The organism is Halorientalis persicus, assembly GCF_900110215.1.
GTDB lineage: Archaea > Halobacteriota > Halobacteria > Halobacteriales > Haloarculaceae > Halorientalis > Halorientalis persica.
In genome coordinates this window covers 37,398-59,737 of record NZ_FOCX01000002.1, presented here as the reverse complement: position 1 = coordinate 59,737, position 22,340 = coordinate 37,398, and the positions used below count along the sequence as shown (strand labels likewise).

25 protein-coding genes are annotated in these 22,340 nt (G+C 68.6%); 12 read left to right on the top strand and 13 right to left on the bottom strand.

Annotated elements, in window-relative coordinates; translation table 11 throughout:
* Nucleotides 1–26 precede the first annotated feature (26 nt).
* Both BMX17_RS02360 and BMX17_RS02355 read left to right on the top strand, forming a co-directional pair.
* Entirely contained in the window at nucleotides 27–1,079 is a 1,053-nt protein-coding gene (locus BMX17_RS02360; protein ID WP_092657259.1) for a saccharopine dehydrogenase family protein, read from the top strand.
* Between the two features lies 1 nt (nucleotide 1,080).
* Nucleotides 1,081–1,275, top strand: coding sequence for a hypothetical protein (locus tag BMX17_RS02355; RefSeq protein WP_092657257.1), 195 nt, complete (start codon nucleotides 1,081–1,083; stop codon nucleotides 1,273–1,275).
* Nucleotide 1,276: 1 nt separating this feature from the next.
* Here the strand turns inward: BMX17_RS02355 and BMX17_RS02350 are convergent, their stop codons facing one another.
* Genes BMX17_RS02350 through BMX17_RS02330 form a run of 5 tightly spaced genes read right to left on the bottom strand, consistent with a single transcriptional unit; the run spans nucleotide 1,277 to nucleotide 5,841 of the window.
* On the bottom strand, nucleotides 1,277–2,161 hold the full coding sequence (locus BMX17_RS02350) for an aminotransferase class IV (protein WP_092657255.1): 885 nt from the start codon (nucleotides 2,159–2,161) through the stop codon (nucleotides 1,277–1,279).
* On the bottom strand, nucleotides 2,137–2,778 hold the full coding sequence (locus BMX17_RS02345) for an anthranilate synthase component II (RefSeq protein ID WP_092657253.1): 642 nt from the start codon (nucleotides 2,776–2,778) through the stop codon (nucleotides 2,137–2,139). Before BMX17_RS02345 ends, BMX17_RS02350 begins: the two co-directional genes overlap by 25 nt.
* Complete coding sequence (pabB, locus tag BMX17_RS02340; RefSeq protein WP_092657251.1) at nucleotides 2,775–4,364, bottom strand: aminodeoxychorismate synthase, component I; 1,590 nt, start codon at nucleotides 4,362–4,364, stop codon at nucleotides 2,775–2,777. The genes BMX17_RS02345 and pabB overlap by 4 nt, the downstream gene beginning before the upstream one ends.
* Before the next feature lie 42 nt (nucleotides 4,365–4,406).
* Nucleotides 4,407–5,018: a helix-hairpin-helix domain-containing protein gene (locus tag BMX17_RS02335; protein WP_092657249.1), complete on the bottom strand. Its 612-nt coding sequence runs from the start codon at nucleotides 5,016–5,018 to the stop codon at nucleotides 4,407–4,409.
* A 25-nt stretch (nucleotides 5,019–5,043) separates the two neighbouring features.
* Entirely contained in the window at nucleotides 5,044–5,841 is a 798-nt protein-coding gene (locus tag BMX17_RS02330; RefSeq protein ID WP_092657247.1) for a shikimate dehydrogenase, read from the bottom strand.
* Between the two features lie 147 nt (nucleotides 5,842–5,988).
* Between BMX17_RS02330 and BMX17_RS02325 the strand changes: the two genes are divergently transcribed.
* The 5 genes from BMX17_RS02325 to BMX17_RS02305 all read left to right on the top strand — a co-directional run bounded on the left by BMX17_RS02325 (nucleotide 5,989) and on the right by BMX17_RS02305 (nucleotide 10,676).
* Nucleotides 5,989–7,350 carry a sodium:calcium antiporter gene (locus BMX17_RS02325; protein WP_092657795.1) on the top strand — a complete coding sequence of 454 codons (1,362 nt, stop codon included), beginning with the start codon at nucleotides 5,989–5,991 and terminating at the stop codon, nucleotides 7,348–7,350.
* Nucleotides 7,350–8,720: a D-aminoacyl-tRNA deacylase gene (locus tag BMX17_RS02320; RefSeq protein ID WP_092657245.1), complete on the top strand. Its 1,371-nt coding sequence runs from the start codon at nucleotides 7,350–7,352 to the stop codon at nucleotides 8,718–8,720. The genes BMX17_RS02325 and BMX17_RS02320 overlap by 1 nt, the downstream gene beginning before the upstream one ends.
* Nucleotides 8,721–8,816: 96 nt before the next feature.
* Nucleotides 8,817–9,974 (top strand): cell division protein FtsZ, encoded by a 1,158-nt coding sequence (gene ftsZ / locus BMX17_RS02315; RefSeq protein ID WP_092657243.1) that lies wholly within the window; start codon nucleotides 8,817–8,819, stop codon nucleotides 9,972–9,974.
* Nucleotides 9,975–10,060: 86 nt separating this feature from the next.
* Entirely contained in the window at nucleotides 10,061–10,237 is a 177-nt protein-coding gene (locus tag BMX17_RS02310) for a protein translocase SEC61 complex subunit gamma (protein ID WP_092657241.1), read from the top strand.
* Between the two features lies 1 nt (nucleotide 10,238).
* Nucleotides 10,239–10,676 (top strand): transcription elongation factor Spt5, encoded by a 438-nt coding sequence (locus tag BMX17_RS02305; RefSeq protein WP_092657239.1) that lies wholly within the window; start codon nucleotides 10,239–10,241, stop codon nucleotides 10,674–10,676.
* An 89-nt stretch (nucleotides 10,677–10,765) separates the two neighbouring features.
* On the opposite strand, the gene BMX17_RS02300 is transcribed toward BMX17_RS02305, so the two are convergent.
* Nucleotides 10,766–11,161: a hypothetical protein gene (locus tag BMX17_RS02300; protein ID WP_092657237.1), complete on the bottom strand. Its 396-nt coding sequence runs from the start codon at nucleotides 11,159–11,161 to the stop codon at nucleotides 10,766–10,768.
* An 82-nt stretch (nucleotides 11,162–11,243) separates the two neighbouring features.
* Complete coding sequence (locus BMX17_RS02295) at nucleotides 11,244–11,549, bottom strand: DUF7565 family protein (RefSeq protein ID WP_092657235.1); 306 nt, start codon at nucleotides 11,547–11,549, stop codon at nucleotides 11,244–11,246.
* Between the two features lie 99 nt (nucleotides 11,550–11,648).
* Between BMX17_RS02295 and BMX17_RS02290 the strand changes: the two genes are divergently transcribed.
* A complete protein-coding gene (locus BMX17_RS02290) occupies nucleotides 11,649–12,422 on the top strand; it encodes a PHP-associated domain-containing protein (RefSeq protein WP_244514924.1) in 774 nt (257 codons plus the stop codon).
* Between the two features lies 1 nt (nucleotide 12,423).
* Here the strand turns inward: BMX17_RS02290 and BMX17_RS02285 are convergent, their stop codons facing one another.
* Both BMX17_RS02285 and BMX17_RS02280 read right to left on the bottom strand, forming a co-directional pair.
* The gene (locus BMX17_RS02285) at nucleotides 12,424–12,918 is read right to left on the bottom strand and encodes a metal-dependent hydrolase (RefSeq protein WP_092657233.1); all 495 of its coding nucleotides are present in this window, start codon (nucleotides 12,916–12,918) and stop codon (nucleotides 12,424–12,426) included.
* 45 nt (nucleotides 12,919–12,963) lie between these two features.
* Nucleotides 12,964–13,482 carry a CinA family protein gene (locus BMX17_RS02280; protein WP_092657231.1) on the bottom strand — a complete coding sequence of 173 codons (519 nt, stop codon included), beginning with the start codon at nucleotides 13,480–13,482 and terminating at the stop codon, nucleotides 12,964–12,966.
* A 103-nt stretch (nucleotides 13,483–13,585) separates the two neighbouring features.
* On the opposite strand from BMX17_RS02280, the gene BMX17_RS02275 reads away from it, so the two are divergent.
* Nucleotides 13,586–14,692 (top strand): pyridoxal phosphate-dependent aminotransferase, encoded by a 1,107-nt coding sequence (locus BMX17_RS02275; protein WP_092657229.1) that lies wholly within the window; start codon nucleotides 13,586–13,588, stop codon nucleotides 14,690–14,692.
* Nucleotides 14,693–14,705: 13 nt separating this feature from the next.
* Here BMX17_RS02275 and BMX17_RS02270 read toward each other — a convergent pair whose 3' ends face one another.
* Nucleotides 14,706–15,794, bottom strand: coding sequence for a hypothetical protein (locus BMX17_RS02270; protein ID WP_092657227.1), 1,089 nt, complete (start codon nucleotides 15,792–15,794; stop codon nucleotides 14,706–14,708).
* Nucleotides 15,795–15,929: 135 nt separating this feature from the next.
* On the opposite strand from BMX17_RS02270, the gene BMX17_RS02265 reads away from it, so the two are divergent.
* The 3 genes from BMX17_RS02265 to BMX17_RS02260 all read left to right on the top strand — a co-directional run bounded on the left by BMX17_RS02265 (nucleotide 15,930) and on the right by BMX17_RS02260 (nucleotide 19,879).
* Nucleotides 15,930–18,443 (top strand): ATP-dependent DNA helicase, encoded by a 2,514-nt coding sequence (locus BMX17_RS02265; RefSeq protein ID WP_092657225.1) that lies wholly within the window; start codon nucleotides 15,930–15,932, stop codon nucleotides 18,441–18,443.
* 66 nt (nucleotides 18,444–18,509) lie between these two features.
* On the top strand, nucleotides 18,510–18,665 hold the full coding sequence (locus BMX17_RS25825) for a DUF7563 family protein (RefSeq protein WP_170845305.1): 156 nt from the start codon (nucleotides 18,510–18,512) through the stop codon (nucleotides 18,663–18,665).
* 89 nt (nucleotides 18,666–18,754) lie between these two features.
* Entirely contained in the window at nucleotides 18,755–19,879 is a 1,125-nt protein-coding gene (locus BMX17_RS02260; RefSeq protein WP_092657223.1) for an ArsA family ATPase, read from the top strand.
* Here BMX17_RS02260 and BMX17_RS25820 read toward each other — a convergent pair.
* The 3 genes from BMX17_RS25820 to BMX17_RS02250 are packed head-to-tail and all read right to left on the bottom strand — an operon-like array spanning nucleotide 19,876 to nucleotide 22,261.
* Nucleotides 19,876–20,052: a hypothetical protein gene (locus BMX17_RS25820; protein ID WP_170845304.1), complete on the bottom strand. Its 177-nt coding sequence runs from the start codon at nucleotides 20,050–20,052 to the stop codon at nucleotides 19,876–19,878. The two genes, BMX17_RS02260 and BMX17_RS25820, sit on opposite strands and share 4 nt — an antisense overlap.
* A 56-nt stretch (nucleotides 20,053–20,108) precedes the next feature.
* Complete coding sequence (locus BMX17_RS02255; RefSeq protein ID WP_092657222.1) at nucleotides 20,109–21,437, bottom strand: glycerate kinase type-2 family protein; 1,329 nt, start codon at nucleotides 21,435–21,437, stop codon at nucleotides 20,109–20,111.
* The gene (locus BMX17_RS02250) at nucleotides 21,434–22,261 is read right to left on the bottom strand and encodes an SDR family oxidoreductase (RefSeq protein ID WP_092657220.1); all 828 of its coding nucleotides are present in this window, start codon (nucleotides 22,259–22,261) and stop codon (nucleotides 21,434–21,436) included. The genes BMX17_RS02255 and BMX17_RS02250 overlap by 4 nt, the downstream gene beginning before the upstream one ends.
* Between the last annotated feature and the right edge of the window lie 79 nt (nucleotides 22,262–22,340).

The following is a 22,340-nucleotide window of genomic DNA, read 5'->3' as shown; positions in this document are numbered from 1 at the left end:
ACGGGTGCCGCCCGCGACGGCCAGGTATGGTCGAGTTGCTGATCTACGGATCCTACGGGTACACGGGGGAACTGATCGCCGAGGAAGCCGTCGAACGGGGGATCGACCCGGTACTGGCCGGCCGCAACGAGCGCAAGCTCTCCGAGCAGGCCGCCGAACTCGACTGCGAGACGGTCGCGTTCGGTCTCGACGACCACTCGGCCGTCACCGACGCCCTCGATCCGGTCGATGTCGTCCTGAACTGTGCCGGGCCGTTCGTCGAGACTTACGAGCCGATGGTCGAGGCCGCCACCGAGACCGGCACGCACTATCTCGACATCACGGGCGAGATCGACGTGTTCCAGGCCGTCGCGGGCTACGACGAGCGGGCGGCCGACGCTGGCGTCATGCTCATGTCCGGCGTCGGCTTCGACGTGGTGCCGACCGACTGTTTGGCCGCCCACCTCGCCGAGCGCCTCCCCGACGCGACCCACCTCGCGCTCGGGTTCAAAGGCCTCGCGGACATCTCGCCGGGAACGATGAAGACCATGCTGAACTACGCGGGCGATGGGGGGTACGTCCGCCGGGACGGCCTGCTCGAATCCGTGCCGGCCGCCTACCGAACTCGCAAGATCGACTTCGGGTCGGGCGAGCGCTCGGCCGTGACCATCCCCTGGGGCGACGTGGTGACGGGGTACCACACGACCGGCATCCCGAACATCGAGGTGTACATGGCCGCGCCGGAACCGGCCATCTGGGCGATGCGCGGGACCCGCCCGGTCGCGCCACTGCTCGACATCGGCCCCGTCAAGTCGACGCTCCAGCAGGTCATCGACACCGCCGTGACCGGTCCCGGCGAGCGGACCCGCGAGCGCGGTCGGGGCTACGTCTGGGGCGAGGTGACCGACGAGGACGGGGGCCGCGCGGTCTCCCGGCTGGAGACGCCCGAGACCTACAAGCTGACCGTCGAGTCGTCGCTGGAGATCGCCGAGCGCGTCCTCGACGGCGACGCGCCGGCCGGCTACCAGACGCCCGCGGGGGCCTACGGTCCGGATCTCGTCCTCGACCTGCCCGGCGTCGAACGCGAAGACGTGGTGTAGGATGGGCGATCTTACTCGCCGGGCGAAGTTCGGGTTCGCGCTCGCGCTCGGCGGGTTCGCCGCCACGCTGGCGGGGGCGCTGTTCTACCTGCCACTCGGCCTCGACTGGCCGGCTGCGGTCGTCGTCGCCGGGGCGGTCTACGTCCTCATGCTGGTCGAGACAGTGCTGGACGACGCCACCTTCGGCGGGCAGTGAGTCACTCGTAGTGTCGCCGCTCCACCCGCTCGTCGAACAGCCGCGAGAGCAGTTTCGTCATCGGGCCGGTCCCAACCGCGATGCCGTCGACGCTGGCGATGGGTCGAATCTCCCACGTCGTGTTCGTCAGGAAGGCCTCGTCTGCGTCTCGGAGGTCGGACACCTCGTAACGCCCGGGTTCGACAGGGAACTCCTCCTCGCGAGCGAGGTCCATCACCACGTCCCGGGTCACCCCGGGGAGGATGTCACAGTCCTCGCTGGGCGTCTTGAGGACGCCGCTGTCGACGAAGAAGACGTTGCTCGTCGCCCCCTCCGCGACGGCGTCATCGAACGTCCGGAGGAGGGCCTCGTCGGCGCGGAAGTCGTCGGTCTCGGCCCGCCGGAGTTCCAGTCTGGCGCGGATGCCGTTGAGGTAGTTGTGGGTCTTCGCCGCCGCCGGAGTCGCCGCGTCGGGCGTCCGCCGGGTCTTGACCGTCTGGACCACGGCCGGGTCGTCCCACGGCGTCGTCCCCTCGACGCCGCCCCGCGGGAGGTCGTTCACGAGCACGACCACCGTCGGGTCTACGTCGGGATCCGGCGTCAGCTTGCCGGGTTGGACGCCCCTGGAGACCGAGAGTCGGACGTAGGCGTCGTCGAGGTCGTTGGCGTCGAGGGTCGCCTGCACGCGCTCGCGGAGGTCGTCAGGGACGGCCTCGGCGAAGCCCAGCAGGTCGCAGGTGTTCCGGAGCCGGGCCTCGTGGGCGTCCCACGCGAATACCGCGCCGCCGTAGGCGCGCAGGGTCTCGAAAGCCGCGTCGCCGTACATGAACCCGCGGTCGCGGACGCTGACGGTCGCGTTCTCGGCTGGGACGATCTCGCCGTCTACGTGGTAGCTGTAGTCTGACATTGCTCACAGAAAGCTGCGATCAGTCGCTTGCCGGTGTCGGTCAGGATGCTCTCGGGGTGGAACTGCACGCCGTAGTGGGGCCGGTCGTGGTGGCGCACGCCCATGACGACCCGCGGTTCCGTACTGCTATCGACGGTCCAGGCGGTCTCGTCCAGCACGTCGGGCAGGGCCTCGCGTTCGACGGCCAGCGAGTGGTATCGGCCCACCTCGAAGCGCTCGGGGAGGTCGGCGAACAGGCCTCGCCCGTCGTGTTCGACCGTCGAGGGCTTGCCGTGGACGACCGCCTCGGCGTGGCCGACGGGTGCGCCGTTGGCCGCACACAGCGACTGATGTCCGAGACAGACGCCGAGCGTCGGGAGATCGAGGTCCGCGAAGATCGGCACCGACACGCCCGCGTCCGCCGGCGTTCCCGGGCCCGGCGAGACGACGATGCCGTCCGGATCGAGGTCGCGGATCTCCTCGAGCGTGATCGCGTCGTTCCGGCGGACGATCACCTCGCCGGCTCCCGACTCGGCCACGACGCTCCACGACGGATCGGTCACCACCTCGCCCACGTACTGGACGAGGTTGTAGGCGAAGGAGTCGTAGTTGTCGATCACGAGGACGGTGAGTGTCATCGGCGTTTGCCCTCCTCGGATCGGTGGTCCGACGAGGTCTCGTTCGTCCTACTCACGGGACCCCCGTCGGTCGCGGCCTTGACGGCAAGATCGCCCTGCCGACCCAACGCCTCGTCGACCGCCGTCACCAGCGCCCGGGCCTTGTCCAGTGTCTCCTCGTACTCCCGTTCGGGGTCGGAGTCGTGGACGATTCCCGCACCGACTCGGAGGTGGTACTCGTCGCCGTGGCGCACGAGCGTCCGGATGACGATGTTCAATGTCGCCCGGCCGTCGAACCCGAGGATACCGATACTGCCGGTGTAGGGGCCGCGACGCGTGGTTTCGACTTCGTCGATGATCGCCATGGTCCGTGGCTTGGGTGCACCGGTGATCGTCCCGCCGGGGAACACCGCCGCGATGGCGTCCGCCAGATCCGCACCCGCTCGCAGGCGACCCCGGACCTCCGAGACGAGGTGCATCACCTCGCTGTAGCGGTCGACGCGCCGGTAGTCGGTGACCGCGACGCTCCCGAACTCGCTGACCTTCCCGAGGTCGTTGCGCTCCAGATCCACCAGCATGGCGTGTTCGGCGCGCTCTTTCTCGTCGGCCCGGAGCTCCCGCTCCAGTTCGGCGTCCTCGACCTCGGTCTCGCCTCGGGGACGGGTGCCGGCGATGGGTTCGGTCACCAGTTCGTCGCCGTCCCGCTCCAGCAGGAGTTCCGGGCTGGCGCTCACCAGATCGACGCCCGGGAACTCCACGAGCGCGGAGTAGGGTGCGGGGTTGACCTGCCGGAGCGCGTCGAACGCGTCGACCGGGTGGACCGCCGCCGGAGCCGTCAGTCGCTGGGAGACGTTCGCCTGGAACGTGTCACCGTCACGGACGTACTCCTTGACCCGGCGAACGCGGTCGGCGAAGGTCGTCCGCCCGCAGTCGCTCTCGAACCGGGCTTCGCGGGCCTCGACCGGCGGCGACCCGACCGACGGATCGCCCGTCGTCGCCCGCTCGGTCAACTCTTCGGCCCGCGCCAGCCCGTGGTTGTAGGCCTCGGCGGCTGGTCGCCCCCGCTCGCCGTGGGGGTCGACCCGCGGACAGGCGGTCACCCGGAGCGTCGTCCCGGCGTCCTCGCGCGGTTCCTCCCACGCGGCCAGGCGGTCGTACAGGGCCACCTGTACCCGTGGGAGGCCGCGGTCGCGCTCGGCGTCGCTCGGCAGATCCTCCAGTTCCCGGACGAGATCGTAGGAGAGCCACCCGACTGCACCGCAGGGGTAGGGCACCTCACAGTCCCCGCGGGCCAGCGACTCGGCGTCGAGACGGTCTCCCAGTGCAGACAGCGCCGATTCGTCGTCGGGGCCGATGGTCACCCAGTCGACGGGATCGACGCCGAAGTAGCCCCACCCGGACTGGCCACCCGTGGTTTCGAGGTAGACGCCGTCCGGGGACTCGTTGGTCACTTCGTCCGGACTGTCGCCGGGGCGGGCACGCCGGTAGGCCGTGAAGGGGTCCTCGACTGTGACCCTGACTTCGACGGGTACGCGCGTGCCGGGCGCAACGCCCTCGGCGACGCTGTGGAAGGTGGTCCCGTCGGTCACGACCGTCGGCGTCGTCATCTACCGAGAGAGAGCGGATACAGGAGTAACCGTTTTGTGGTTCTACTCGTCTTCGCCGCGAGCGCGGGCGACCCAGCGACCCACGCGTTTCTCCGAGAGATCGGTCTCGCCGGCGATGTCGGTAGCGTCGGCCGCCGCGAGGTCACCGACCGTCTCGATTCCGGCCGCCGACAGCGTCTCCGCGTAGGACGGGCCGATGCCTTTGATCGTGTCCGTCGACGCGTCGGCGTTCTCGACCTCGACTTCGGGTTCAGCGTCGTCGGATCCCTCGGCTTCGGCGTCCGGTTCGTCGGTGTCCTCGGTATCGGACTCCGTTGTCGCCGTCTCGGTATCGTCGATCTCGGCCTCGACTTCGGGCTCCGTGGTCTCCTCGTCCTCGGGTTCGACCTCGGAGTCCGATTCGTCGGCCTCGGCTTCGGGTTCGGTCGCGCCGTCACTCTCGCCGGCCGGTTCGGTGGCCGGACTCGATGCGGCCTCGGTGGTCGTCTCCTCGCCAGTGCCCTTTACTGCATCTTCGGACGTGGTGTCCGGTTCGGGTTCGTGTTCGACTGTCACGTCGACGTTCTCGCGCCCGGGCTCGGCTGTTCCGGACGTCGAGCGAGACCCGGAACTGCCGAGTCCGATGACCGACTTCAGTATCTTGAACAGCCCCATGGTCCGATATAGTCAACCCGCCTACTTAAAGACGCTCCCGCAAAACGCGGTTCATTTTTTCGACAGGCGCGTCTTCGCCGGTCCATCGCTCGAAGGCCTCGACGCCCTGGTACAGCAACATCCACGCGCCGTCGACCGTCGTCGCACCCGCCTCGGCCGCGTCCCGCAGGAGTCGGGTCTCGATGGGGTCGTAGACGGCGTCTAACACACCGAGGTCGGCGTGCAGGGCCTCGGCTGGAACCGGCGACCGGTCTGCTTTCATCCCGACGCTCGTGCAGTTGACCAGTACGTCGGCCGCGGCGACGAGTTCGTCGAGCGCGTCGAGACCGTGCCCCGTCGCGTCGGGCACCTCCTCGGCCAGGTCGTGGGCCTTCGCCTCGGTTCGGTTCGCGATGTCGACGGTCATCCCCTCGTCGGCGAGGCCGAACGCGACTGCCCGGCCCGCGCCGCCGGCACCGACGACGACCGCGGTCCCCTCCAGTGCCACGTCGTGGTCCCGGAGTGCGCGGGTCGCACCGACGGCGTCGGTGTTGTAACCGGTCGGCGGATCGGTGGCGAAGTCGACGGTGTTGACCGCGCCGATGCGCTCGGCCAGCGGAGCCGGCTCGACGGCGTCCAGCACGTCCTGCTTGAACGGGATCGTGACGTTCAGCCCCGATACCCCCAGGGTTGCGGCCGATTCGACCCCTGTCGCGCCGGCGTCCGCGGGTGGCTCGAAGGTGACGTAGCGGGCGTCGATCCCCAGTTCCTCGTAGGCCGCCTCGTGCATCGGCGGCGACAGCGAGTGTCCCACCGGGTTCCCGATCAGTCCGTACACGTCCATACCGGTGGCGAGTCGTGGGGTCGGCATAATCGCACCGCTCCCGGTCCGGTCGCGCTCACTGCACGCGAACGCGGCCGCACGAATTGGCAAAGCTTTCGTGCTGGTGCCGTCTCCGCTGGGGTAGTGACTCGACTTCGCCATCCGCTCGTGGCGGTCGCCGTCGCGGTCGCCCTGACGGCACCGTGGGTCGCGGTCTTTCTCACCGGGGCCGGCGTGGGAATCGTCGCGGAGGTCGTCGTCAGCGGCGTGGCGATCCTCGGCGCGTCGTTCCTGCTCGCCTGGGGTGCCGAGACCGCCGAGAAGGACGTGCCACGGGCGTTCGCCATCGCGGTGCTGGCGGTGCTGGCGGTCGCCCCCGAGTACGCCGTCGACGCGCTGTATGCCTGGAGTGCCGGCGCTGGCGGCGCGACGGCCGAGGCGTGTTCGGCCCTCAGCTCCGCCCAGATCGAGGCGCAGGCGACGCCGGTCGCCGCCGCGTGTCACGACGCCAATCTCGCCATCGCCAACATGACCGGTGCCAACCGCATCCTCATCGGGATCGGCTGGGCCGGCATCGCCGCGTTCACCGTCTGGCGGTCGTTCGACACGCGGGACCCGGCGGTCGTAAACCGCGACGGGTGGCTCGGCGACGCCGTCCAGCTCGACGAGGACATCGCCACGGAGATTACGTTCCTCTTCCTGGCGACCGCGTGGGCGTTCGCGGTGCCGCTGGGTGGCGGCATCGACCTGCTCGATACGCTCTTGCTGGTCGGCCTCTACGTCGCCTACATCGGACTGGTCCTCAAATCCGACGTTGAACAGAGCGAACACACCGTCGGCGTGCCGAAGTATCTCCAGGGGTGGTCGCTCCCGTGGCGACCGCTGGCCGTGCTCACGCTCTTTGGCTACTCGGGGGCGATGATCTTCATCGCGGTCGAGCCGTTCGCCCACGGCCTCGAAGTCATCGGCATCCAGAACGGGATTCCCGAGTTCTTCATGATCCAGTGGGTCGCGCCGCTGGCCAGCGAGTCGCCCGAGTTGATCGTCGTCGCGGTGCTGGTCAACAAGGCCCGCTCGACGGCCGGGTTCAACGCCTTGATCTCCTCGAAGCTCAACCAGTGGACGCTGTTGATCGGGACCATCGCCGTCGTCTACTCGATTGCGCTCGGGTCGGTCGGGACGCTCCCGTTCGACGCCCGCCAGTCCGCCGAGATCTGGATCACCGCCGGTCAGTCCTTTTTCGCGCTGGCGATCCTCTGTAACCTCGAGATCTCGATCCGGGAGGCCGTCGTCCTGTTCGGGCTGTTCATCTCCCAGGTACTGATCGAGTTCGCCCTCATCAGGAGTCTGATCGAGTTGCCCATCACGAGCCACGACCTCCTGCTCGCGTACACGGCCGTCTACCTCGTCGGCGGGACGCTGTTGTTCGTCAAACGCCGGCACGCGCTCCGTCGGCTGTTCGGGCTGGCCGGTGACGCGGTCCGGACCGCCGTCGGTCGCGAGCCCGTCTACATGGAGCGAGCGGACTGATGCTCGGAATCGTCGTCTCCCGCGCGGATCGTGCTTCCGAACACGTCGGCGACCACCTCCGGGACCTGTCCGACTGGTCGGCGGTCGAGTGTCCCGACCACCCCGACGCCGCGGGCCCTGCCTACCGGACCGACGGGGCACAGCTCCGCGAGTTCGACGCGTGGCACCTCCACCTGGCCGACGCGGCCGACGCCTTTCCCGCTGACCTCGATTTGCTCGTCTTCGCGTCCCGGCACAGCGGCGAGACCGGCCCGTTGCTGACGGCCCACCACACGGGCAACTTCGGGCCGGCCGAACACGGCGGCGAGGACGACGCACTCGCACGAGCCTGTCCGCACGCTCACAGCCGCGTCCTCGACGCGCTGGCCGCCCACGCACCCGAGGACTACGAGGTCGGGATGGAGTGTACCCATCACGGCCCGACCGACGTGGGCGTGCCCTCGATGTTCGTCGAGGTCGGGAGCGGAGAGTCCGAGTGGGGCGATCCGGCGGCCGCCGAAGCGGTCGCACGGGCCATCCTCGATCTGCGTGGGGTCGCGCCCGACGCCGACCCGGAACCGGAGACGAACGGCGCCGACGGGGCGATCGCCCGCCGTCATCTCGTCGGGTTCGGCGGCGGTCACTACGCGCCGCGGTTCACGCGGATCGTCGAGGAGACCGACTGGGGCGTCGGCCACCTCGCCGCCGACTGGGGGCTGGACGCGATGGGCGACCCTGCCGCGAATCGCGACCTCGTGGACGCGGCCTTCGAGGAGAGCGCGGCGACGCACGCCGTGGTCGAGGGCGACCGTCCCAACCTCGAAGCCGTAATCGAGGGATTGGGCCACCGCGTCGTCGGCGAGACGTGGGTGCGCGAGGTCACGGGCGTCCCGATCGCGCTCGCGGGTCGGCTGGAAGACGCAGTCACCGCTGTCGACGACGGACTGCGGTTCGGCGAGCCAGCCACCGATGCCGATCCGGACGCGGAGTTCGAGACCGTGGCGCTCCCCGCCGAGTTGCTCGACAGAGCGCAGGGGATCGACCAGGAGCGCACGCGGGAACTCGTCGCGGCCCGCGCCCTGGCCTTCGAGACCGAGGAGAACGGGAACCGGGTCGCGGGCCGCGCGGCCGTCACTTCCCGTGGAGATTTCGCGATGACCGTCGACGGTATCGTCGACCTACTCCGGACGGCGTACGACTCGGTCGAGCGCCGCGAGGACGCCGTTATCGCCCGGGAAGAGACGTTCGACCCGGAGAAAGCGAAGACGCTGGGCGTCCCGGAAGGCCCGAAGTTCGGCCGCCTGTCCGCGGGCGAACCTGTCGAGGTGAACGGACGCACCATCCCACCCGACCGGGTCCGCTCCGAACGGGAAGATCGCTTCTCCCTGTGATTTAATCCGCTTCTAACGGGCCGAACGTAACGTATGACGGGCGGCTGACAGGAGGGGAAAGATAATTAATCCTGCTCTGCAATTTCCCCTTTAAATATGGACTCCATTATTAACGACGCCATGGAGGAAAGTGAGGAGGAGTCGGCACAGGCACCCCAGGAGACCGAGACGGGCGGAACGACGGCCACCGAGGACGTCTCCACGTCGGGCCAGATGTCCGACGAGGAACTGGCCAGCGTCGTCAAGGATCTCGAAACGAAGATCACCGTGGTCGGCTGTGGCGGGGCGGGCGGGAACACCGTGACCCGGATGATGGAAGAAGGGATCCACGGCGCGAAACTCGTCGCCGCCAACACGGACGCCCAGCACCTCGCCGACGAGGTGAAGGCCGACACGAAGATTCTGATCGGCAAGAAACGCACCGGCGGCCGCGGCGCGGGGTCGGTCCCCAAGATCGGCGAGGAGGCCGCCCAGGAGAACATCGAGGACATCCAGCAGTCCATCGACGGCTCTGACATGGTGTTCGTCACCGCGGGCCTCGGTGGTGGGACGGGCACCGGCGCGGCCCCGGTGGTCGCCCAGGCCGCACAGGAAGCGGGCGCGCTGACAATCGCCATCGTGACGATCCCGTTCACCGCGGAGGGTGAGCGCCGGCGGGCCAACGCCGACGCCGGGCTGGAGCGCCTGCGCGCGGTGTCCGACACCGTGATCGTCGTGCCGAACGACCGTCTGCTCGACTACGCGCCCTCGATGCCCCTGCAGGACGCGTTCAAGATCTGTGACCGCGTGCTGATGCGCTCGGTCAAGGGCATGACCGAACTGATCACCAAGCCCGGCCTCGTCAACGTCGACTTCGCCGACGTTCGGACGATCATGGAGAACGGTGGCGTCGCCATGATCGGCCTCGGGGAGTCCGATTCGGAGAACAAGGCCCAGGACTCCATCAGATCGGCGCTGCGATCGCCACTCCTGGACGTGGAGTTCGACGGTGCCAACTCCGCCTTGGTCAACGTCGTCGGTGGGCCCGATATGTCCATCGAGGAAGCGGAGGGCGTCGTCGAGGAGATCTACGATCGGATCGACCCCGACGCGCGGATCATCTGGGGCGCGTCGGTCAACCAGGACTTCGAGGGCAAGATGGAGACCATGATCGTCGTCACTGGCGTCGAGAGCCCGCAGATCTACGGCAAAAACGAGACCGAGGTCGAACAGGCCGCCGAGAACCTCGGCGACGACATCGACTACGTCGAGTAGTCTCGCGGTCCTCGTTCGCCGCGTTTCCGTTTCTGTTTCCGCTCTGCACCAATAGATAGAAAAAGGGGCAGGGGCTACACCGGGGTATGCAAGTACCGTACGACCTCACCTCCTACGTTCGGGTGCTGAAACTCGCCAGCACGCCGTCGTGGGAAGAGTTCTCCCAGATCGCCAAGATCGCGGGAGCCGGGATCGTCCTGGTCGGCCTGCTGGGATTCATCATTTTCCTGCTGATGAGCTTCATCACGAGCCCCCCCGTCTAACATGGGTATCTACGCTGTCAAAACCACGGCCAGTCAGGAACGCACCGTCGCGGACATGATCATGAACCGCGAGGAGCCGTCGATCCACGCGGCCCTCGCCCCCGACAGCCTCACCAGCTACGTGATGGTCGAGGCCGACGACGACGCCGTCTTCGAGCGCATCTCCGACGAGATTCCGCATATGCGCGGCGTCGTGCAGGGAAAAAGTTCCATCGCCGAAGTCGAACACTTCCTCTCGCCGAAACCCGACGTGGAGGGGATCGCGGAGGGTGACATCGTCGAACTCATCGCCGGCCCGTTCAAAGGCGAGAAGGCCCAGGTCCAGCGGATCGACGAGTCCAAAGACCAGGTCACCGTCGAACTGTACGAGGCGACGGTGCCGATTCCGGTCACCGTGCGTGGTGACCAGATTCGGGTGCTGGACTCTGAGGAGCGATAGGGCGTTCCGCTGTTCCTCCGCTCGCAGGGACTTCGAAGAACGATAGCAACTGCGACGAGCGCAGCGAGTCGCAGCTTTTTCGATTACGGTCAGTACCCTTTCCAGCGCGCCAGTAGCAACTGTCCGCCGAGGGACGTGACGAGGAACGCACCGATGCTGGCGGGGAACGGCGAGAGTGCGAGTAGCTTGGTCCCGGCGACGAAGAGGCCGGTGAACGCCGCGGTCGCGGCGGCGGCGGCCACGATGACCCACGCGACGGCCTTCCAGGTCCGGTCGTAGCTCGGCCAGTAGGTGTTGTAGCTGGTCGGGACGCCGACGGCCAGCGTCAGCAACAGGAGGAAGTCGGCCCCTTCGCCGTCGAACGCGAGGTGAAAGCCGTAGGCGACCGGGACGGCTACGAGGATGGCGGCGTAGATGGCGACGTTGCGCTGGGCGGTCGCGCGGTCCCAGAGCGAACGTTGGGTGTCGGCCGAGTGGGAAGGCATAGTCGACGCGTGGGCGGCGACGCGGATAAAAACAGGCGCGGCTTTTCCGGACCAGAAAATCGCCCGGTCGAGGGGGACTGTCTCAGGCCCTGGTGCCGTTGCCTTCGAGGCGGTCGATGACTTCGTTGATGTCGGCGGAGTCCTCGATGGCTTCCTTGACTTTCTCGCGGCGGCGCACCTCGTCGCTGGTGGCGTCGTAGGCGCGGACGTACTCGGCGCGGCTGTGTTCGTCGAAGGCGTGGCGGATCGCGAAGTAGCCGTCCGGGAGGACGGTCCCACAGACCTGACACTCGATGCGGTCGTGTTCGGTCGCCTGGTGGATGATGAGGTCCTCGACGCGGTCGAACCGCTCCGTGTCGCCCTCGATCGCACACTCCCAATGTGGCATCGACCTGATGCAGTCGGGCAACGGATAAAAACGTTCGCCAGGGCTTGCCGCGTGAAACCAGAATCCATATGGCCCGACCGACGAAACCCCAGCACGAGTATGGCCGGTAGGGCGACCGACGATGGGTTCCGGGTCGATATGCACGTGAAGATCCTCGACGACGAGGTGGTTCGGCGGGCCAAAGCGCGAGGCCTGGACGCGCTCGTGTACGCACCCCACTTCGAGCGCTTACCGGACATCGAAGAGCGAGCCCGGAAATACTCCGACGAGGAGTTGCTCGTGATTCCGGGTCGTGAACTGTTCACCGGGGACTGGCGGTCCCGTCGGCACGTCCTCGCCATCGGCCTCACCGACCCGGTGCCGGACTTTCTCACCCTCGACGGCACGATGGCCGAACTCCGCCGGCAGAACGCCGCCGTCGTCGTGCCCCATCCGGAGTTTCTGACGGTGAGTCTCGACCGTGACCAGATCCGGGAGTATCGCGACCGGATCGACGCCGTGGAAGTGTACAACCCGAAGCATCTGGATCGGGACAACCGACGCGCCCGCGAGATTGCCCGCGAGACCGACCTGCCGGCGTTCGCGTCGTCGTACGCCCACCTCCCACAGACCGTCGGCGAGGTCTGGACGACGTTCGAGGAACCGATCGACAGCACCGCGGATCTCGTGACCGCGTTGCAGGCTGGCGCGCCGCGTCGGATCTTCCACCGCGACGGGCTCTCGCACGCGCTGCGGTGCAAAGCCGAGTTCGCGCACCTGCTCTGGGAGAACACGTACAAGAAGTTCGACCGGATCTACCTGCAGGGCACCGAGCCGACCCATCCCGGCCACATCGCGTACCGCGACGAGTTCGACGACGCACGCCGCTACTGAGTCACATTCCAAGCGCCGTCGTCCCGTGGTCGATCAGTTCCTGGGGAACGTACGCGGGGGCGTAAAAGACCAGCAGGCCGATGATGAGCAACTCGACCCCCGTGATGATCAGCGTCGCCAGGTTGGCGTACTTGCTGGAGGTCGCGACGCCCACGGGCAGATTGAACTCCCTGTCCCACGGGTACAGCAGTGCGAGCCCGCGCTTGCTCCCGACCAGATCCAGAATGTAGTGGGTCAACACGCCCAGCCAGACGAACTGGAGGTTCTCGAACACGAACGGATAGGCCAGGAAGATGCCCAGCACGAGGAAGTTGTGAAGCGTCTTCCGGTGACGGCCGAAGGCTGTGTCGACGTCGGGAAAGAGCGCACCCAGCGTCACCGGAATCGTCACTTCGGCGATGGTGCGGAACGTCCCCAAGTCACCGGCCGGTTCGAGAATGTACCCCAGGCCGATGCTCAGGAGAACGGCATTCAGGACGTGGCCCTCTTTGTTCATCCGTGCGGTGGCAGGTCCGGCCCCCTCAAAGGCTTTCCCGTCCCGTCACGTCCGCTCGGCGACGTGATCGTCGAGTTCCGACAGCGCCAACCGTGCGATCCGTTCGCGGACCGTCGCGCGGTTCCCGTCGATCTCGTATCGGTCGACGCTGGCCGTCGAGGTGCTACTGCCCCACTCGCCGGCGTAGGCGACGGCGACGAAGGCGGTGCCGACGGGTTTCTCGGACGTGCCACCCTCCGGACCCGCGACGCCGGCGGTCGCGAGCCCCCAGGTCGTGCCCGCAGTATCGCGGACGGCCCGGGCGAGGTCGCGGGTGACCGGCCCGCTGACGACGCCGTGGTCGTCGAGCAGTTCGCGGTCGAGGGCGAGCAGTTCCCGCAGGGAATCGTAGGAGTAGGGGACCAGCGCCCGGTCGAGGTAGTCGCTGGCTCCCGGCGCGGCCGTCAACAGCGTCGCGACGAGCCCGCCGGTACAGCCCTCGGCGATGGCGACGGTGTGGTCGGCCTCGCGGAGCCGATCACCGACGGTCTCCTCGATGGGCGGGTCGGAGCCGAACTCGTGCATGGGCAGAGGGTCGGTGGCGGAGCGCTTGAAGCCGGCGGTGGCGACGATTCGCGGATCGACCGCAGTGGGAAAGACACAGGAGCGACCCGGACCCAGCGAACGTATGGACTACGAGCGGCCGCAATTTTTCCGTGTCATGCAGTACGCCGACGCCGCGGCGGGGGACGTCATCGACATGGTGAGTGGCAATCCGGACTGGGAACCACCGGGGGCGCTCCGGGAGGGATTGATCGAGTACGCCGACGGCGACCCCGAACAGTTCCAGTATCCCGCCAGCGAGGGCCTGCTGGAGTTACGCGAGGAGATCGCCGCCCGGCGCAACGTCGACCGCGACCAGGTGCTGGTCACCAACGGTGCCGGCGAGGCCAACCACCTCGCGATGGCCGAGGGGCTCGCCCGGGGGGCGGGCGACGAGGTCATCCTGACCGATCCGGTCTACCCCTACTACGCCGGGCGGACGAACCTGCTGGGCGGGCGAGCCCGGTACGTGGCGGTCGAGGACGACGGCCGACTCGACCCCGACGCGGTCCGCGAGGTCGCCAGCGACGACACCGCACTCATCGTCGTCAACAGCCCGAACAATCCCACCGGGGCGGTCTATCCCGAGGCGACGATCCGGAAACTGGTCGACGTGGCCGAGACCTACGACGCCCTGCTTGTGAGCGACGAGGTGTACGACCACTTCGATTACAGTGGCACCTTCACCAGCGCGCTCGCGGTCGACTCCGAGCACCGGATCGTCACCAACGCCGTCTCGAAGTCCATGGCGATCACGGGCTTCCGGGTGGGGTACGCTGTCGTCCCCGACTGGCTGGTCGACCGCTTCCGGACGCGGCATATGCTGACCAACGTGACGTGCAGTCGGCCGGCCCAGTACGCGGTCTGGCGAGCACTCAGGGAGACGCCGCCGGACTACTACGCTGAGAACCGTGCGATGCTCCGCTCGCGGGTCGACGCGTTTACCGACGCCCTCGACGAGGCCGGGGCCGAGTACACCACGCCCGATGGGAGTTTCTACGTCATGGCTCGCTTCCCGGACTTCTCGGGCACCATGGAGAACGTCGAGCGACTGATCGACGAGGCTGGCGTCGCCGGGATGCCGGGCGCGGCCTTCGGCGAGTCGCGTGCCGACTGGTTCCGGTTCGCCTTGGTGACGCCGCGCGCGCCCGAAGCCGCCGAGCGCCTGGCCGACTACTTCTCCGACGGGTAGCCGGTTACGCCGATCAGGGGGCGACGCGCTCCCGGTGGACTTCCTCGGTCTCGCCGTCTTCGGTCAGGGTCACGACGACCTCGTCGCCGCCGTCGTGGATCTGGACGACGATGTAATTGGCCGCTCCCGCCGGGTCGATGGCGTTCTCGCCCCCGGCACGCGTCGACTCGGCCCGCAGCGACCCGTCGCTCTCGAACTCGGCGGTCACCACCCGTGCGGTCGTCCCCCACGGGTTGTTCGCGTTCTCGGGGACCTGGACGCGGATCTCGTCGACGATGCGCATGGCACCGGTTCGTTCCCGGTAGACCGGTCGCGTCTCGCCGTCGACGGTCGCAGTCACGACGATCTCGTCCCCGTCTGGATCGAGGTCGACGGTCACCGATCCCGCATCCGCCGGCGTGTCAGTGGCGACTTCGTCACCCGCGCTCGTCGATGCGACGGTTACGGTCCCCGCTGGGGCCGACTCGGCGAACCGGACGTCGGCACTCCCGCCGTCGTCCGTGACGCTCACCGTATCGACGACTCGTGGGCGGAGCGCCGGCGGGTCGGACGCCGCATCGGTCTCGACGCCCTGCCAGAGGATCCGCCACTCCCCGTCGGCGGTGACGACGAGTGACCGGTACTCCACGGCGGTGCTGCCGACCGTTCGCGCCGAGACGACCGCCGCGTCACGCCCTTCGAGCACGGACGCCAGTTCGCCGTCCTCGAAGACCCAGTTCACACCGGTGATCGACCGGGCGTCCGCGGCGCTGGCGTTTCGCGTCCGGACCTCGGTCTCGACGCGCTCGACGCGCTCGACGGCCGGATCGAGCCGGAACGCCTGGTCACCCTCGACGTTGTCCGGGTGCATCGGGTGGTCCGGATGCAAGAGCGCGATGGCCCCCTCCCGGTCGCCCTCGACGGTTCGGGTTATGAACGTCTCGACGACGCTCGTCGGGGCGCCGTTCGACCCGGATTCCGAACCGTCCGCCGTCGACGTGGTGGTCCCCGCGTCCGTCGCCATCTCGGTCGTTCCGTCGGCACTCTCGTCGCCCCGGGTACAGCCGGCGAGTGCGGCGGCCCCGGCGGCCCCGAGCGCTGTCACGAATCGTCGTCGATTCATACACGACCGTACGCCCACCGGTCGTGTAAGACCGGCAGCGCCGTTGCTGGTCTGGAAACACTGTCCGGATCGACGACGGCCGCCCCGAGCCGGAATCCGGGGGTTCATACCCGAGGACGCCCCCACCTTCTCGCAATGAGCGACCGCGAGGGAACCGGGACCGAAACCGGATCGGTGTCGGCGACTGCCGAGAGCGACGGGGACGGGGACGACGCCGAGGACCCACCCTGGCGGCCGTACTTCGGCTACGACGTGCCCTACGAGAACCAGCCCGACGCCGTCGAGGCGGCCATCGAGGTCGGCCGGAAGAACGGCTACCTCGCGATGGAAGGCCCCTGTGGGACGGGCAAGACGATGGCCGCGCTGACCGCCGCGACGACGCTCGTCCGCGAGGACGACTACGAGCACGTCGTCGTCGTCACGCCGGTCAAACAGCAACTCGACCAGTTCGTCGAGGACCTCCGGGTCGTCAACTCGGGGCTGGACGACCCGCTGGACGGTATCGCCCTCGTGGGCAAACGCGACCTCTGTCCCTACGGCCGCGAGGACCTCTTTCCCCGGGACGCGAGCGTCCACGACCGCTGTGAGGACCTCCGGGAGGACACCGCCCGACTCGTCGAGGCCGACGGCGGGACCGACGGCCACAGCGGGGCCGCGGCCGACGCGGCGGTCGGCGGCGACGTGGACGGCGAGGACCAGTGGTGGGACCCGAAACGCGGGGCCGACCTCGCGAAGGCGGCCCGCCGGGACCCCGAGCAGTTCAACACGATGGCCGACGACCGACTGGAGACGGCCGGCGTCGAGTCGCCGTACCGGCGCGAACAGCCCCGGGCCCCGGAGGAGATGGCCGACGGCGACGATCCGCCGCTGTACTGCCCGTTCGAGGCAGACTGGTACGCTCGCGACAAGGGCTCGCCCGTCGACTTCAGCGACGGCGAAGACAACGTGCTCACCAGCGAGGAGTTCCTGCCCGAATCCGTCGCCCACGGTACCTGTCCCCACCGCGCGATGGGTGTCCTGCTCGGCGAGGCCGACGTGGTGATCGGCAACTACAACCATCTGTTCGATCCCGACTCACGGCCTCTGCTCTCGCAGGTGCTGGACGAGAGCACCTTCGTGATCGTCGACGAGGCCCACAGGTTAGAGGGGCGGGTCCGGGACCTGCTCTCGGATCGGGTGGGCCGGCACACCCTGGTGCGAGCACGCAACGACTGCAACCAGTTGCTCCAGCTCCGGGGCCAGAGCCGCGACCACGAACGCGAGGTCGACGACCGGCTGGCCAGCCACGACGTGCCCGCCGCGGCCGTCGAGGCGGCGCGGGACTTCTACGACGACGTGGTGGGCTGGCTCGACGAGCGGGTGACCACCCACCTCGATTCGGAGTTTGGCCGCGGCTGGGAGCAGGACCTCCGATCACTGCCCGAGGAGGACATGGAGGTCCCGCTTCGTGACCCCGAAACGGAGGAGATCGACGACCTCACCGAGTGGGCCGAACGGGAGGGGTACGGTGGCGACCTGTGGCGCTCGCTCGCGGCGGTCGGGACCGCCGTCGAGACGACGCTGGACGAACTCGGCGAGTCCCGGCAATGCGTCGCGGCCGCCGTGGGGGCGGTGATGGGCAACTGGTACGAACGCGATCACGCGACCGCGTTTCGGGAGATCGAACTCGAACACTCCCCCTCGGAGACGGGTGCGACCGCCACTCCCTGGCAGGAGGTCTACACCGCCGGTCTCCTGCTGTACGACTGTATGCCCGCCCAGGCCCTCCGGACGATCTTCGACGAACTCGGCGGCGGCGTCCTGATGAGCGCGACGCTGGAACCGCTCGACGTGTTCACCCGCGTCTCCGGGCTGGACGCCCTCGAACGGTCCGGGACCGGCGGGCTGGCGGCCTCCGAGGACGATCCGGGCCGCCCGGTCGAGACGCGATCGTACGGGCTCACCTTCCCCGAGGAGAACCGGGCGAGCTGGCTCGTCGACGCGACGGCCTACACCGCCCGCAACCGCGGCGACCCGGTCCGGGACCACGGCAACCGCACCCGCGACGAGTACGAACAGGTCCTCCGGACCGTGGCGCGTAGTCCCGGCAACGTGATGATCGCCATGCCGAACTACCGGGAGGCCGCCTGGGCTGGCAGTTACCTCCGGGACGTGGTCGAGAAGGACGTCCTCGTGGACGAGAGTTCGAGTAACGAGGCGACCGACGACCTGAAGCGGGAGTTTTTCGCCGGTCCGGGGAAGGTGCTGGTCACCAGCACGCGCGGGACGCTCACGGAGGGCGTCGACTACGACGGGGACAAACTCCACGCCTGTGCGGTCGTCGGCGTCCCGCTGGTCAACATCGGCTCGCCGCGCGTCCGCGCTGTCCAGGCCGCCTACGGGCGCGCGTTCGGCGACGACGTGGCCTTCGAGTACGCCCTGACCGTGCCTGCGGTCCGGCGCGCGCGACAGGCCATCGGGCGCGTCATCCGTGGGGCCGACGAGGTGGGCGTCCGGATGCTCGTCGGCGAGCGCTACACCGAGGACGCCGTCCACTCGGTCCACGAGTACCTCTCGCCCGCCGAGCGCAGCGAATTCGTCCGGATGACGCCCGATTTCCTCGGTCCGCAGTTCGACTCGTTCTGGCGCGACCACGACGTGCCCGAGTGACCCAGTGCTCGCCTCCCGACTTCGTTTCAGAAAGCATATGTGGCGTGATTCCCCGCTTTCAGTCGGATGCCTGAGTGTCAGAACTGCGGTTCTTTCGTGACTGAGGCGTACGTCCGGGTGTTCACGCCCGAGACTCTCGACGCACCGCGTGTCTGTCCCAACTGTGAGGACAAGATCAGGGACGGCAACGACGTCCGCGAGGCTCGCTCCTCGCGGTCCTGACGCGGTTTCCCCTTTTCGTCGCCCGTCGACTTCCGTCAGCCACCACGCCGGACCGACGGGTACACAAGTCCCCCGACGAACCCGTAGATATGGATCTCGAGGTCGAGGCCGTCGAGGAGATCGACGAGACGGCCGTCCCGACAGGCGTCGACGCGGCCGACTACGTCCTCTACGGCGGGAAAGGTGGCGTCGGCAAGACGACCATGGCGGCCGCGACCGCGCTGGCCAGCGCTCGCGACGGCACCGCCACGCTCGTCGTCTCGACCGACCCCGCTCACTCGCTGTCGGACACCCTGGAGACGGACATCCCCGCGGACCCCGAACGCATCCGCGAGGACATCCCGCTGTACGCCGCCGAGATCGACCCCGAGGAGGCCGTCGGCGACGGCCCCTTCGATTCCGAAGGTGGCCTCGGCGGGATGGGTGGACTCGGACAACTGCTCGGCGGTGGCGGGCCGATGGGCGGCATGGGTGGACAGGGTGAGCAGGCAGGTGGTGCGGGTCCGGTCGGTGGAGCGGGGCCCGACGCCGAGGGCGATGCGGCCGCGGCTGCCGACCCCCTCGCCGGGCCGATGCCCGGGATGGACGAGGCGGCCGCGATGCGACTCCTGCTGGAGTACATGGACGACGAGCGCTTCGACCGGGTGATCGTCGACACCGCACCGACGGGTCACACCCTCAGACTGCTCGAACTGCCCGAACTGCTCGACTCGATGATGGGCCGCCTGCTGAAACTGCGACAGCGACTCAGCGGCCTGTTCGACTCCCTGCCGTTCGGCGGCGGTGACGACGAGCAGGGCGCTGACATGGAGGACCTGGAGGTGCTTCGCGAGCGGATCGAGCGACTCCGGGCCGTGTTGCGCGATCCGGCGAAGACGGACTTCCGGATCGTGATGGTGCCAGAGGAGCTGAGCGTGATGGAGTCCCAGCGGTTGCTCGACCGACTGGAGTCGTTCGGGGTGCCCGTCGAGACCGTCGTCGTCAACCGCGTCATGCAGGACTTGACCGACGTGGCCGACGTGGAAGGCGACTGGTTCGTCTCGCCGGATCTAGAGGACTGTGAGTTCTGCCAGCGGCGGTGGCAGGTCCAGCAGAAGGCACTCAAAGAAGCCCAGGACCTGTTCCGGGGCCACGACGTGAAACGCGTTCCGCTGTTCGCCGACGAGGTGCGCGGGGAGAACCTGTTGCGGGTCGTCGCGGCCTGTCTCGACTAGTCGACCAGCCGCGAGACACCGACGCCCATCCCGACGATCAGCAGGCCCAGCAAGCCGTTCAGGACGAGTCCGATCTGCCGGCCGTTGACGAAGTTCTGGACGCCCAGCCCGACGAACACCGTCCCCACGAGCACGTGCAGTGCCAGCACCGCCGTCGACAGATCGAAGTCCATACCTCGACTCGGGGCCGCCGGACAAAAAGTCGCCCGAAACCCGCCCGTCGCCGCTCTCACTCCCGGCCCGGCACGACCAGTACGTGCAGGTCGTTGACGTTCGTCCCCGTCGCCCCCGTCCGGAGCAGGGCGTTCCGCTCGTCGAGGAACGTTGCCGTGTCGTTGTCCGCGAGCGCCCGATCCGCGGCCGCGTCGTCCACGACCGTGTCGGCGTCGACGAGCGCGCCGGCCGTCCCACTCTTCCCGTCCCGGCCGTCCGTGTCGACCGCCGCGAGCACAGTACCAGGGGGGAGCGACCGGGCCGCGCTCAGCCCGAACTCGCAGTTGGGGCCGCCGCGACCGTCGCCGTCGACCGTGACCGTCGTCTCGCCACCCGAGAGGACGACCGCTGGCGGGTCGACGGGGTCGCCGCTCTCGCAACTCTCCCTGGCCACCGCCGCGTGTGTTCGTGCCACTTCGCGGGCCTCGCCCTCGATGCCTGCGGCGAGAACCAGCGGCGTGAATCCGGCGTCGGCGGCCACCGTCCGGGCCGCGTCGATGGCTGTCCGCCCGTTCGCGAGGACGTGCGTCCGACCGTGCTCGAAAATCGGATCGTCGGCGTCCGGGGTCTCTGCGATACCGCCGGCCACGCCCCGCTCGATCCGCTCGTCGACCGCCGTCGGCGGCGTCACGCCGTAGTCGTCGAGGGCGCGTCGAGCGTCGGCAAACGTCGTCGGGTCCGGAACGGTCGGTCCGCTGGCGATCACCGATGGGTCGTCGCCGACCACGTCCGAGAACAGCAGGGAGATCACCGTGGCAGGGGCGGCCGCGCGGGCCAACTGACCGCCCTTGATCGCCGAGCAGTGTTTCCGGACGGCGTTGACCGCCTCGATGGGCGCGCCAGCCGAGAGCAGTGATTCGGTTACCTCCTGGAGGTCCGAGAGCGCGAGGCCGTCGGCCGGCGCGGGCAGGAGCGCGCTCCCGCCGCCGGTCAGGACCGCCAGGACCAGCGCGTCCGCGTCCGCATCGGCGGCGGCCGCTCGGACCGCTCGCGCGCCCTCGACGCCGCGCTCGCTCGGGACCGGATGGTCTCCCTCGCGGACGGTGACCCGCTCGGTTTCGACGGGGTCGTCGGTGACCACCACGCCGCCGTCGAGTCGGTCATCGAGGATCGGCTCCAGTGCGGCCGCGACCCCCGCCGCGGCCTTCCCGCCGCCGATGACGACCACGCGCTCGAACGCGCCGAGGTCGATCACGTCCCCGGCGACCCGGAGCTGGTCGCCATCGACCGTGAGCGAGTCGCGGACGACCCGCTCGGGACGGGCGGCGTCGATGCCTGCCTCGACGCAGGACAGCGCCAGATCGTGAGCGGGGGTCCGTGTGAGGTCGTCGCGGTCGTCGATCACGCGAGTTTCTTCGCCAACCGGTACACCCCGTCGCGCAGGCGGTCCGGAACGAATCGCAGCAGCGAGGAGTATTTTGCGACCTGCCCGACCGGGTAGCGCGGCTCCGGATCGGGCGAACAGGCCGCCTCCAGGATGGTCTCGGCCACGTCCGTCGGCGGGACCGACAGCGCGCTCGCCCCGCCGAAGGTCTGGCCCTCCTCGTAGAAGGCGTAGATAGAGTCGTAGGCCCCCGAGCGCTCGGTGCCGTTCTCCAGCTCCTCGTCGGCGCGGTCGTCGAAGTTGGTGTCGACGGGTCCGGGTTCGATCAGCACCGCGTCGAGGCCGTAGTCGTCGACCTCGCCCCGGAGTGCGTCGGTCAGCCCTTCGAGAGCGAACTTCGAGCCGTTGTAGACGCCCATGCCTGGCGTGGCGATCCGGCCCGCGACCGAGGAGACGTTGACGATGGTCCCCTCCCCCTGCTCGCGCATATGGGGCAGGGCCTCGCGGATCAGCCGGTGCGGGCCGTAGACGTTCACGTCGAACTGGTCGTGGACGCGGTCGGTCGGCACGTCCTCCAGCGGGCCGAACTGCGCGTAGCCGGCGTTGTTCACGAGACAGTCCAGTCGCCCTTCGTCTTCGACGACGCGCTCGATAGCGGCCTCGACGTGTTCGGGCTCGGTCACGTCGAGTTCCTGTGTCTCACAGCCTGCCTCGGCCAGGTCCTCGATGTCGGCCGTGTCACGCGCCGTGGCGTAGACCGTCCACCCCTCGTCGTCGAACGTCTGTGCCGTCGCGCGGCCGATACCGGACGACGCCCCCGTGATCAGCACCGTCTTGTCTTCCATACCGGTCGCCTCGCCCGGGTCGCTGTTAAATTGTGAGTATTTCTCCTGCCCGCACGGGCCTCCGACCGACGCGCGAATG